We start from the raw sequence: 12,201 nt of genomic DNA, 5'->3' as shown, positions 1-12,201 counted from the left end.
TTTTTATTATTTCATTATCTGCAAATTCTTGTCTATCAGCTTCTTCAACGTTTCTACCGAAGCTGATGAAGACAAGCCGTCAGCAGGCGTATTCATGCAATAGTCCACCAGCTTATCAATGGTAGAGGTAGCCACATGCATCCGCGTGTCGGAAGAAGCGTAGTAGATGAATACTGTTCCGTCTTCGTCGGCAATCCAGCCGTTGGTGAAAAGTACATTGCTTACGTCACCTATACGCTCCTCACCCTCGGGTACCATAAAGGCCCCACCGGGAGTGGCAATCAGTTTCGTCGGGTCTTCCAGGGAAGTCATGTACATATAGAGCACATAACGCAATCCGGCGGCACAACCGCGGACACCATGAGCCAGATGCAACCATCCTTTCGGAGTCTTGATGGGATGCGGACCTTCACCATTCTTCACCTCCTTGATGGTGTGATAGTAGCGCTGGTCGATAATCTTCTCTTCCTTCACCTCAGCATGGGTTATGTCGTCCACCAGCGCCCAGCCGATACCACCACCGCTGCCGGCATCAATAAAGCCATCCTGCGGACGGGTATAGAGGACATATTTGCCATCTACAAACTCCGGGTGCAGCACTACGTTGCGTTGCTGGCTCTTGGTCTTCAGGTCGGGCAGGCGTTCCCAGTTCTTTAAATCCTTGGTGCGGGCAATGGCAGCTGTAGCCGTAGCCGAGGACAAATCACCGGCAGGCGCATTGTCGTCGTGGCGTTCGGCGCAGAAGATACCGTAAATCCAGCCGTCCTCATGAGCCGTGAGGCGCATGTCGTATACATTCGTTGCCGGAATCGCGTCTTCGGGCATGGTGATGGGATAATCCCAGAACCGGAAATTATCAATGCCGTTGGGACTCTCGGCTACGGCAAAGAACGACTTACGGTCAGCGCCCTCTACACGTACCACCATCAGATACTTGCCATTCCACTTAATGGCCCCCGAATTCATGGTCGCATTCATACCGATACGTTCCATCAGGTACGGGTTGGACTTCTCATCCAAATCATACCGCCAGAATACAGGTGTATGAGCAGCCGTCACTACCGGATATTTATAGCGGGTGAATATGCCATTGCCGTCTTCCACGGCCACATTCTTTCTCGTAATCAACTCTTCGTGTCTCTGAAAGAGCCTCTCTACCTTTTCTTTAAAAGCTTCCATGTCTGTTATATTGATTGTTTGTTTATTGATACAGATTTACATCAGCTGCAAACAGCGTCTTGGGATTGTTATAGAACTCCACAAAATCCTCCGCAGATGTCTGTCCCGGATAGGGGGCATAGTAATGGGTCACCTTTTCACGGGCATTGCGCCACACCAGCACATAGGCAAGCGGATATTTCTCCAACGCAGGCAGCAGAGTACCAGTCCACCATTTGGCATCGGGAATTCCTTCGTAACCGGTTTCGGTCACAGCAATCACCTTATTGTGTGCTTTCCCTACACTGTCGATAATGGAAAGTGCCCTATCCATCCCGGCAAGATAGGCATCCCGATCGAACTGATAGGTATCGAAACCGATAACGTCTATCAACTCATCGCCCGGATACTTCTTCAAATATTCCGTCGTGTCCTTGGGTTCCGTGCCCGGAGAGTAAGCATAAAGTGCATTGTCCACTCCTTTGGCCTGCAGAGTATCCACTGTCATGTGCCACAATGCCTTATACTCTTCAGGGGTACACAGTTTTTCGCCCCACCAGAACCAGCTGCCGCTGTGTTCGTGCCAGGGACGGAAAAGTACGGGTATCTTCACGCCGTCCGCCGTCTTCAACGAATGAAGGAAATCGGCCACTCCTCCCAACCAGCCGGCAAATTTCTGGTGATTCTCGCCACCAGGCAAGATGGACTTCACCACCGTCGTATCCGATACATCCCAGGCATCACCGCCCGTCTTGGGATTGCGCGCATGCCAACTGAGCGAAACCATGCCGCCCCGCTGATACTGATTGATTATCTCTTTCCTGATTTTATCGAAGGGAACCTTATCCAGATTGGCGGCATTCCCAAGTTCCAGCTCTCCCAAATCAAAGCTGATAACAGCCGGATAGTCGCCACACACGCTTTTCACATCCGAACGGCCTTCCTCACCTTCCCAGCCGATACCATATACCGTATCGTCATGATGGCCGAGCATGATACCTTTGGAAGGGATTTTTTTCAAGTTAGCCAGTAAGTTCTCCGTTTCCTGCGTACGTGCAGCAGCCGTCTCTTCATTCACACTCTGTTCTTTCTTGGAAGAACCGCAGGCGGTCAACAGACTTGCCGCCAGAATCATCATAGCAAATTTTACTTTTCTCATATCCATGTTTTTCAATCTGGTATTGTTATTGGTAACACTAATTCCTGGCACAAAGATAGCGGATTGCACCAAGAGAAAATGATACAATTTTATCCCTTTACTGTATTAAAAAGCAGAATATAAAAAACGTATCATCTAACTTTCACCGGAACGCGCTTCCGCGAGACAATTCCCCGTTCCACTTTCCGGCGTTCCAGCTTCACCGGTTCGCTTGTAAAATCGGGAACATTGTACGAGTAGACCAGACGGTCGTAATACTCCCAAGGATTTTCCTGAGGAAGCAGGAAAGGCTTGCCCACCACCCCATTCTCATCCATACTTGCCAGATACAGACGGGTATAAAGCCCATCTCCCCTGCGGCTACTGAACACAAACCATCGGGAGTTACTGCTCCAGTTATGGAAACTTTCCGTATCATCGCTGTTCACCTCCTTTATGGGACGCATACCGCCATCCTTCAAATCCAACAGCCATAAATCGGCTTCTTTATGCCAAATTGAGAAATTCCCGTAATCCGACAAAGTAAACATGATATACTCGCCGTCGTACGAGGGCCTCGGGAAGGAGATGCTTTTCTTCATAGCTGCCGCATTGACCAGCGTATCTATCTTTTCGCCAAATGTCCCGTCTTCCGGATTGAAATCTATACTACACAAGCTATAACGTATTTCCTTATATTCCGCCGGTATCGGCTTGGCCTCCGCAGTACAGAAATACAGTTTGCGTCCGTCCGGTGAAAATACTGGAAAGGTTTCGAAGACTTCCTTCTTCTGAAGCAAGGGAGAGAGCAGTAATTCATGTGTCTCGGGATGATAGACCAGTACATCCGATTCCAAGTCGAGCACTTCCACACGCTCATCCTTCACCGCATGGAAAGACTGGCGCGTATTGTTGACAGAATAGGCAATATATTTGCCGTTTGGATGCCAATAAGGGTACACCCCCGCAGAGAGAGTGGAATCCGTTTTCGTATCCAGCATTTCGCGCTTCCCGTCTATCTGCATCAAGGTCCCTCCGTTCTTTCCACGGATATGCAGGCTCAGATGGTCCGGATTTGTTTTGTTGAAAGCATGACAATTCAGGCACATGCCCGGCACCATGGTATTCTCCAGCAAGGGACGCTCCTCGAACGAAGCAAGGTCACGCTCATAAATGCCCATCTTGCTATAAACTTCATATCCGGGAGCCAGCTTGCGGTATACCACCCCATAATCTATAGGATACGGACTGACATACATGGGAAAAGAGCGGTACTGTTTCCACTCGCCGTCTTTCCGGATACATACCGTAAACAGAAGGCTATCACCCTTGTTCTCCTCCAAAAGCTCTTGCCATGCATCTTGCGGAAATGATACTATTTTATCATTTACGTGCATCTCTCCGGACTTTCCTCCGGTCACGGTCACATCCACACGTTCGTACGCTCCACCAATACAATTGAAATTCATAGGAGCAATGGTTGCAGGAATAGTCACACCGATATAGTCGGGATAGATATCCGGCCATTCATCCACCCTTTCCGGGGAAGTCACCGGATTGCCGCAAGCGGCAAACCACCATGCAGCCATTATGCAAACAGCTATATTCTTCATCTTTTTCATTTTACTTTCTTAGTAGCAAATAATTCCAGTATGTACTGCCGAAACGCGCCTCCAACATCTGCCGGGCATTCTGCTGCGAGGTATATATCCGCGCAAATTCCGTTACATCCCGCACCACTTGGGGCGAAATGCTCCACGGCATACCCTGGAAGTTCTTGTGCGTCTGTGTCCATACATATATCAACGCCTCTTGATAGCTGCGGGGAATATGGTCGTAGCCGGCATGCTTACCCAGCGGATAGTACTTCATGAAACGTTCCAAATCACGTTGCTGCAGGACATAGGCCAGCATATACTCAAATGCCATCCGGTTCCGGTGGTTGTGCTGGTAAAGCAGCCCCAGCATGATGTCCGTTTCCTGGCTGCTGAACAAGAAGTCTTCCGTATAGCGTATCTGCCTTAACCAACCCCACTCCTTGTGGGCATTGATTTTTTCCTCATTATACAGATAGGTCATGGCATCCTCTGCCCAATCCCTGTAGAAGATTGTCTTCCTCAACAAACGCAGGTACTTGGCTGCCACTTCGTATTGCCCGTTTATCAGGTTCGTCTCTGCCAGACGCTTGAAGCAACGGCCACTCTTGTTGATGTTAGGTATGGCCTCCATCGCCTCAAAAGTGAAACGCTGTGCCGTATTGACCATACCCAAATGATAGTATGCCTCACTGGTGGGCAACGGAGAAGTAAAATCACGCTGAAACTCCGGCAGCAGCCCTTCCGTCCCGTTCTGGTAAAACTCGAACATACGGTCGCCCATCTGTCCCGTCTTTCCCAAAGCAAGATTCAGGCAGGTCACGCCGAAAGGTGAAACCGGTGACTTCTCTTCTGCCTTTTCTATAATCTCCTGCCATTGTTTATTACGTACCAGCTGGTCATACTCCATCGCTTCCTCTTTATCCATATCGCAACCGGCCGCCACGTAGTAATAGCCGAACAATGTTACCGCCACCACTTGCAGAACTCCATAAAATACCGGCTTCTTCTTCAAAGCGGGCAAAGCGGACAGCAGGAAGGGGAGAACAACCAGTAATACGGCAAGCCCTATCTCTATCCAGGGAATCACTGCCGGGAAACGGTAATATCCTATACCACCCATCAGACGGTAAATGGGGAATTGTACCCACATGCTTGCCAATAGCGGACAACCGATACCCCACAATCCTACACCCCAGAACACTCCGACACCACCCCAGAAATTCTTACCTTTAAGATTCAACCGGAACTCGCGTACAATCACCCAGCCCATAAAGATGAAGTGTGCCGCACCCGCTGTCCAGTAAAGCAGCGGAAGGACTATCAGAATGTATGCCACACGCTGCCACTTCCCTTTCAAATCTGCATACCAGCAGGATGCAGACAATGCTAACAGCAGAGCCACCACCAATGACAGCATCGCATTTTCATCACCCATGAAATGCCACAAGACAATGATGGGCAGAAAACTCAGCGGATAATACACATCAGCCGCACCCTGCTCCTTCGCCAGTTTCCAAACCAACCGTTGCAACAACACGTACAAAAAAGCCAGAATACAAGCTCCCGCCCACACGTGATAATAGAACTGCGTCAGATACTCAGCGATATAATCGGCCAACCCACCGGGAACCACTATCCGTTCCCACCAGTAGTCGGCATCGAACAAGAAAAGCTGGAACTGCTCCTGATAGGAAATATGGGCCGGATATACGCTTCCCCAAAAGAGAAGCACCGCTACGCCAAAAAGTATCGACAACCCTATCTTCCAAGTCTTTTTCAGAAATAAGAACATTTACTATTTACAATTTATTATTTACAATTTGGTACTCTCTGTATGTCTTGTCATTTGAATTCCTCAGCCTTCAGTTGCCGGTTTATCCGCTTGATGGAAGAAGCATCAAAAGGAACGGGAGTAGCCGACAAATCGGGAATATTGTAGGATTTCAATGTCAAATCGTCTTTTTCAGGGTCCGACTGGGGTAGCACAAAAGGCTTATGCGCCTTCCCTTCAGCATCCAGATAGGCAAAATAAACCCGCCCGTACTGCCCGTCACCCCGCTTGCTGGCAAAGGCAAACCAACGGCTGCCTGACGACCAACTGTGATAAGTGTCCGAACGGTTGGAATTGACCATTGGCAGGGAATCGATGGCACCCGTCTGCAAATCCATCAGCTGCAATTCCGTCTCCCGGTGCCAAATGGGGAATGTTCCATAATCAGCAACGGTATAGAGCAGGTAGCGGCCGTCCGGTGAAGCTTTCGGATGACACACGGAGCCTTTCTCCAGCCGGGCATTCCAAAGGGTATCCACGCGGTCACCCCATGCGCCGTGATTGGCATCGAACGCAATGCGGCAAAGCGAATAGCGTAATTGCTGTACGCTGTCCGGCAATGGAACAGTCGGAGCTGAGCAGTAATATATCCATTTCCCATCGGCAGAGAATGTGGGAAAAGTTTCCAATACGGTGGAATCCGCCGTAAGCGGAGATAGAATCATCCGGTTTCCGTCAAAATCGGCGACAGCCAAATCGGAGACGGTATCGTAAACTTCCAGACGGCGGTTACTTTCCGTATGGAACATGGGAATAATCACATTAGACGAGAACACACCATACCGCCCGTCAGGATGGAAATCCCCGTAGACAGCCGCAGATATCATCTGTTCATTCTTCAAGGCAAGCTTACGGAGCTTGCCGTCACGGTTCAGGACAGTCCCCCCTCCCTCACCCCGAAGATGGAACATCGAAAGGTTGCCACTATTTCCTCCGTGCACATGACAGTTCATGCACTTGCCGTCTGTCTGACTGTTATCCGCCAAAATACGCTCTTCGAAATTCTCAATACAACGTTCACGTATCTGCAAGGCATTCCATACCTCATAACCGGGCTCTATCAGACGGTAACTGACATAGGCGTCAAGCTTGTCCGCCACTACCTGCCATGCAAAGGAAGGATAGCGCAGCCAGCGGCCGTCGGTACGGGCAGTAACAACTACTTCCAAAGTATGTTCCTTCTCCGCTTCAAGCAATGCACGCCAAGCTTTCAAGGGGAATATCGCCTTGTTCCCGCGCGCATTTATCTCCAAGCTGTCCGATGCTCCCTTTACACTCACGCATACCGCATCCACCCCTTCATTCCGCACAAGGAAATTCAAAGGAGCCACATTGTAGGGAATGGTTACATCCTGATATTCCGGATAGAGCACCAATAACCGGTCTGCAGGCTGTACAGACTCCGGACGGGGACTGCAAGCATATAGGCAGTAGCACAGTAACAGCCCCACAACAACTTGTATATATTTCATATCTATGTTCATCATAAATCACTTCCCCTTTTTCATCGTAGCATAGTGGAAATAAAACCAATATGTTTTTCCGTATTTGGCTTGCAAAGGGGCACCATTACCACCATTCGCCTCGTACAGTCGGGTATAATCGCCAAATTCATCCAATACTTGAGGCGGTATATTCCATTTTTCCACTTCATCCAACGAAGCCTTTTTCCCGGCAAGATAGATAAGTAAACCTTCGGCATACAATCTGGAAGGAAACTTCTTTGCAGCAAACTCCCGATAATCTCCGGCGAAAGCCCCAATATCCTTATTCAGCAAATCAAAGCAGAGAAGGTAATCGCATGCCAACGTATTATCAGGATTGTTACGCAACAGATGACGAAGTGAAAGCGGAATGTCGGCAGAAGAGCGCAAAGTATCCGTTGCAGGCAACAACAACCGCTTCCGTTCCAGCCATTGGCAGACTTCGGCCGTCTGTTTTCCGGGAATACGCCGTCCTGCCCAATCACGGTAACACATTGTCTTTTGCAGGAGACGAAGATATTTCATAGCCGCCGCCTCATCACCGTTCACCAGGTTGATTTCCGCCAAACGCTTGACAGCTCTTGCTCCGGTATGATGCGGAGAAAAAATCATTCCCAGAATGGCAGCATGTTCAGCCATCGTCATATCTCCCAACGCAAACCAGACTTCATTGGCTGCATAAATAGTGAGGTAGGTAGAATGGGGAGCCACGGGCAGAAACAGCCCTTGCGAAGCCGGTTGATAACCATCCATCAGCCGGTCGGGAAGCCGGTTCTGCTGTGCATTCAGCAAATTATAATAATAGGCAGTGAACGGAGAGCGGTATTCACCCTCCACCAACAGTTTCCGTACTTTTTCCGAACGGCCGAAATACATTTCCGAATCCAACGCCAAAAGATATTCCCGCCCTAAATCGGGCATATTGTACCATCGTGACGACCAATCGCCACAGCCAAACAGCCAATAGCCGGACAATACCGCCAATATGCTTACCGGTAAGCCCGACTTCCACGAACGTCGCATGCAGCTACGGCACAACAACAAAACACCTCCGATACCGGTTAAAGCGATTGTGCCGGAAAGCGGATAACTCAATCCGCATTGCCTTCCTGCCTCCCAAGCCACCGCCAACACCGTAGGAATCCACGCCCAACGTCCCATGTACGGAGCCAACAAACGAAACACCACCACTCCCCAAAGCAACAGCACGACAGCCATTATGGTCGGGCCACCCCCTTCGTAATAAAAGAATTGAGTGAGGAAATCTCCTGACAGACGTGCCAGAGCCGCCGGATGCCGCAGATACCCGGCCAATGGTTCGGTGGCAAGCAAAAAGAGCTGTGTCTGCTCCCGATGGAACAGATGATAGGGCAATATCCGGAAGAAAAAAAGAAACAACGCCAAAGCACCGATTCCTGCCGCTCCCCATTCAATGTATTTCCTTCTGCAAGCTTTCATCCAACAGTTTTTGTTGTTCTTCCGTCAAGGAGCCACGCACCATCTTCCGCATGAATGTCCCCAACGTATTGTTTCCCTGCTCTTTCAAAAACAGAAAGTTCGTTTCCTGCTCCTGCATCCTCAGACTGTCACGTATCCGTATCAGATGCAGTGAATCTTTTCCGGTGGCATTCCGTAGTCCCGTCCGGATAAAATGGTAAGCCTCTTGCTTCTTTTCCCTCCCCTCTTTCCATTTCTGAAGGGCATCATTTTGCGGAGTGCCCGTTACCGAACCGACAGAGTCGGCCTTCACATGTATGGTTCCCGGCTCCGTCACCACCAGCAGTTCCTGGATGTAGATACGCAGCAGATGGCGCAGACGCAACACCCTCATCTCCTCCCCTTGTCCGGAAAAAGAAAAAGAGGCATTGGTTATCTTTACAGAATCCACCCGCCCCGGCGCATTCTCCATCGGCACGAGGTATATCCATTCCCCGTCGTATTTCAACGACGGCAACGTTCCTTCAATCACATAATTCTGTCCGGAATTTCCACAACTTGCCCAAAGAAGGCAACTGATACAGAAAAGCAAGATACGTGTTTTCATCCTTATACATTAGAATTTCAACAAAGGTAGGCGTTTACCAACTGTCAGCCTAATATTCAATTAACCAAAGATAATATTTTTAATCAGAGATTTTCTTCACCGCCATACACTCCATTTCCACCAGCCACCCCGGGCGACAGACGGGAGCCAGCGTAATCACTCTCGGCGTATCGGGAAAACGCTTGTCAAACATCTCTTTCACTACAGCATAATCCGCAATATCACGCAGATAGACAATGATATGCCCTACATCTCCAAAGCCGCAGTCAGCTTCCTTCAGCAGAGCCTCCACATTCTCCCACATCCGTTCTGTCTGACGGCGTACATCTCCGGCATACATCACTTCCCCACGGTTGTTGATACTCGCCGTACCGGAAATGAGTACTTGCCGACGGTCGTCGTAATCCACCGCCGTTCCCCGTTCGAAACTGACTCCATACTCATAAGTGGGGTTCAGGTGTGTGCGGGCATAGAGATATTTGATTTGTCCGGGCTTTAATCCCGCTACAGCAAAAGCGTCAAGCATCACCAATGCTTTCGGATCGGCATGACGCCCACCGATACCGGTACTGGCAATATAGTGCGTGTTCTCCGTCAGGTTCTGGGTGACGAACATCTCATTGCGTGCCTTGACTACACCGGCATAATTGCAATCCACATTCTGCACAAATATCCAGGTACGCAGGCAATTGTCGGCCAGAGTACACCCTTCCTCCATCAGTTGCATGGCATAGTCGTTGAGCAAAAGACGCATCTGGTATTCCGAATTGGCGGCACGATTGAAGCTGCCTCCCATCCAGAGCTGGCGGTAAGCACCGTGTTTCACTTCATACAGTCCGTTCGGCAGCACTCGTGTCTGCACATCGGTCTGCAGATAGGCCCACAAAGCAATCTTGGTGCCATCCAGCGGAGGCTGTTCCACCACAGACAGCGCGCAATCGGAGCTTTCCGCCGTAGCGGCAAGCAACAGTTCCGCTTGGTTGGCGGCATCACTCAGGAAGTATCTTTTAAAAACCGCCACGGCTCCGGACAGTTCTTTTTTCAGTAAAGCGGCATACGCATCCAACACGACATTCATCTGTTCACGATAGGTCTGTTTCGGGTCAGTGGCATGTATCATCACATGGTATTCCGTCACTCCGCCGGTCACAACAAATGCAGCCACTTCCGCCCTGCCTGAAGGATAAGAGTATGATGTGTATTTCATATCATTAACAAGAGATTGTTTCAATCGCAAAGATAAGTTTTTTATCCGACAAGGAGTAGTGAAAATCGCAACTTTCGCTTGTTTTGTTCTTATAAAAAAGTTACTTTTATAGAAATCTATAAAATATACAGTTATTATGAGCGAAAATATTTATCCCATCGGCATCTACAACCTGAATTAATAGGAATCTATGTCAATCCGTAATGAGACTATAAACCGGCTTTCTCTTCCTTCACCCCTTCACCTTTCGCATTATTTCCCTATCGTTCAACCCTTTCCGGTGAAACTTCTTTCTTCCTTCTCACCACCTCATATACATTGCCGTACTTCGTATGCCGGCGTTTCAGTCCCACCCGCAGCAGCACCGAACCGAACTGCATGGGATTGCTGCCACGCATCAAGGCGGGATGCGTTTTTTGTAACTCATCAAAGATGTCGGCGGCAGTCAGGTCGAAGCTCTTCTCTGCCGGAAGCGGGGTACGAAACAAGCTGTGAACCGCCTCCTCCACAAGGCTGACACGATAGAAAGCCTCGTTATGCCATTGCAGTTCCTCCTCCTCCGGCTTGGTGAACCAGTTGCGCTGCCCGGCAATGAGTTCCGCTTTCAGTTGGGCAAAAATCTGGTCGTGCTCTATGCCTATGCAGTCAATATTGTGCTTCACCTCGATGCAGAGGAAGCGCCGGCTCCCGGTGGGGTCGGTCAGCAGGTCGAACCGGTTGCTGGTGCCGATGAACGAGGCGATACGGGGCAGTTGCCTGAAGTTCTGCTGATAGGCCTTGCGGATGTTGAGCACCGACATCTGCATCAGATTTTTCAGTAAGGGCATTTTGTTGTCGGCATACTTGTCGAACTCGTCCATATTGAGCAGCCCCATTTCCGCCAGCATTCTCTCAGCTTGTCCCTGCGAGGTCAGTTTCAGGTTGTCGGCGTAGTAACGCGTCAGCACGTCAGGCATCAAGGCGCGACAAAAGCTGGATTTCCGTCGTCCCTGCTCGCGGCTGACGAGAACGGGAGCCACGCTGTTGGCATGCAGTCCGGACACGCCCATCCATTGCGAGGCAAGTCCCAGCATCCAGGTATGGAATCCCCGCACCCAGTGAGGCCGAGAAGAGACGCGGCAGGCAAGCGCAGTCAGCCGGTCCTTGCCGTCCCAATCGGGCAGTTCGTCCATGTAGAGCAGGAAGGGATGGTAGGCAGGGATGTAAGTGGAATAGACGTATCGGTTCAAGTCCTTGTCCCAGCAAGGAATACCTTCGGCATGGGCTTCGATGCAGAAAGTGTTCAACTCGCGCTTGCCCACGGGGGTGAAGGCGGCAGAGCGTTGTCCGGCGGGGCGGAACTCGGTTTCATCCGTCAGCAGATTATAGCGAAAGTCGTAGCGCGAAGTGAGGAACTCCTCGATGTCGCCGCTCAGTGCAGTCACGGTGCTTGCGGCTTTCGCGCTCCGGCGGCGCTGCTCTTCCCGCTCCTTCCAGTTTCGGTCGGTCGTTTCTTTTTGTGCGTGTTTCAGCCTTTCGGAAAAGGCTATCAGTTGTCCCGCTTCCTTCAAGAGCCGGTGTTGCTGCAAAGTCATCAGTTTTTTCTTCATAAATATTTTTTATTAAAATGATTATTGGGAGGTTTCGAGGAAGGGAATCATCCTTTCTTTCCTCTCGCCTCTTCGCCAAAGTTACTGCCTGCCGAGGGCGTTTTGCAAACCATTCTCCGCTTATTCTTCAAAAATCATTCCTGCCGACAAAC

9 protein-coding genes are annotated in these 12,201 nt (G+C 49.9%); all 9 read right to left on the bottom strand.

All coding sequences use genetic code 11. The features are described 5' to 3' along the window. Positions 1 to 6 precede the first annotated feature (6 nt). The 9 genes from DW800_RS16410 to DW800_RS16370 all read right to left on the bottom strand — a co-directional run bounded on the left by DW800_RS16410 (position 7) and on the right by DW800_RS16370 (position 12,049). Positions 7 to 1,179, bottom strand: a complete 1,173-nt coding sequence (locus DW800_RS16410; RefSeq protein ID WP_117688973.1) for a glycosidase — start codon at positions 1,177 to 1,179, stop codon at positions 7 to 9. A 22-nt stretch (positions 1,180 to 1,201) separates the two neighbouring features. After that, positions 1,202 to 2,317, bottom strand: coding sequence for a glycoside hydrolase family 26 protein (locus DW800_RS16405; RefSeq protein ID WP_005834842.1), 1,116 nt, complete (start codon positions 2,315 to 2,317; stop codon positions 1,202 to 1,204). A 131-nt stretch (positions 2,318 to 2,448) separates the two neighbouring features. Next, a complete protein-coding gene (locus DW800_RS16400) occupies positions 2,449 to 3,909 on the bottom strand; it encodes a TolB family protein (protein WP_005834841.1) in 1,461 nt (486 codons plus the stop codon). Positions 3,910 to 3,919: 10 nt separating this feature from the next. Beyond that, complete coding sequence (locus tag DW800_RS16395) at positions 3,920 to 5,686, bottom strand: DUF6057 family protein (protein ID WP_119958208.1); 1,767 nt, start codon at positions 5,684 to 5,686, stop codon at positions 3,920 to 3,922. Positions 5,687 to 5,736: 50 nt separating this feature from the next. Next, positions 5,737 to 7,212, bottom strand: coding sequence for a TolB family protein (locus DW800_RS16390; RefSeq protein ID WP_057256126.1), 1,476 nt, complete (start codon positions 7,210 to 7,212; stop codon positions 5,737 to 5,739). A 3-nt stretch (positions 7,213 to 7,215) separates the two neighbouring features. Next, positions 7,216 to 8,667, bottom strand: a complete 1,452-nt coding sequence (locus DW800_RS16385; RefSeq protein ID WP_057256127.1) for a DUF6057 family protein — start codon at positions 8,665 to 8,667, stop codon at positions 7,216 to 7,218. After that, positions 8,639 to 9,253 (bottom strand): DUF4369 domain-containing protein, encoded by a 615-nt coding sequence (locus DW800_RS16380; protein ID WP_057256128.1) that lies wholly within the window; start codon positions 9,251 to 9,253, stop codon positions 8,639 to 8,641. Before DW800_RS16380 ends, DW800_RS16385 begins: the two co-directional genes overlap by 29 nt. A gap of 79 nt (positions 9,254 to 9,332) precedes the next feature. Beyond that, positions 9,333 to 10,460 (bottom strand): Rid family hydrolase, encoded by a 1,128-nt coding sequence (locus DW800_RS16375; protein ID WP_005825000.1) that lies wholly within the window; start codon positions 10,458 to 10,460, stop codon positions 9,333 to 9,335. A 260-nt stretch (positions 10,461 to 10,720) separates the two neighbouring features. Beyond that, positions 10,721 to 12,049 carry a VapE domain-containing protein gene (locus DW800_RS16370; RefSeq protein ID WP_119958207.1) on the bottom strand — a complete coding sequence of 443 codons (1,329 nt, stop codon included), beginning with the start codon at positions 12,047 to 12,049 and terminating at the stop codon, positions 10,721 to 10,723. Between the last annotated feature and the right edge of the window lie 152 nt (positions 12,050 to 12,201).

Source organism: Bacteroides sp. AM32-11AC (assembly GCF_003603515.1).
Classification (GTDB): Bacteria; Bacteroidota; Bacteroidia; order Bacteroidales; family Bacteroidaceae; genus Bacteroides; species Bacteroides uniformis.
This window is presented reverse-complemented; position numbering and strand designations above follow the sequence as displayed.

Coding starts and splice junctions, on each gene's coding strand:
- DW800_RS16405 (WP_005834842.1), bottom strand. CDS start 2,317: ATGAGAAAAGTAAAATTTGCTATGATGATTCTGGCGGCAAGTCTGTTG.
- DW800_RS16395 (WP_119958208.1), bottom strand. CDS start 5,686: ATGTTCTTATTTCTGAAAAAGACTTGGAAGATAGGGTTGTCGATACTT.
- DW800_RS16370 (WP_119958207.1), bottom strand. CDS start 12,049: ATGAAGAAAAAACTGATGACTTTGCAGCAACACCGGCTCTTGAAGGAA.
- DW800_RS16410 (WP_117688973.1), bottom strand. CDS start 1,179: ATGGAAGCTTTTAAAGAAAAGGTAGAGAGGCTCTTTCAGAGACACGAA.
- DW800_RS16400 (WP_005834841.1), bottom strand. CDS start 3,909: ATGAAGAATATAGCTGTTTGCATAATGGCTGCATGGTGGTTTGCCGCT.
- DW800_RS16380 (WP_057256128.1), bottom strand. CDS start 9,253: ATGAAAACACGTATCTTGCTTTTCTGTATCAGTTGCCTTCTTTGGGCA.
- DW800_RS16375 (WP_005825000.1), bottom strand. CDS start 10,460: ATGAAATACACATCATACTCTTATCCTTCAGGCAGGGCGGAAGTGGCT.
- DW800_RS16390 (WP_057256126.1), bottom strand. CDS start 7,212: ATGATGAACATAGATATGAAATATATACAAGTTGTTGTGGGGCTGTTA.
- DW800_RS16385 (WP_057256127.1), bottom strand. CDS start 8,667: ATGAAAGCTTGCAGAAGGAAATACATTGAATGGGGAGCGGCAGGAATC.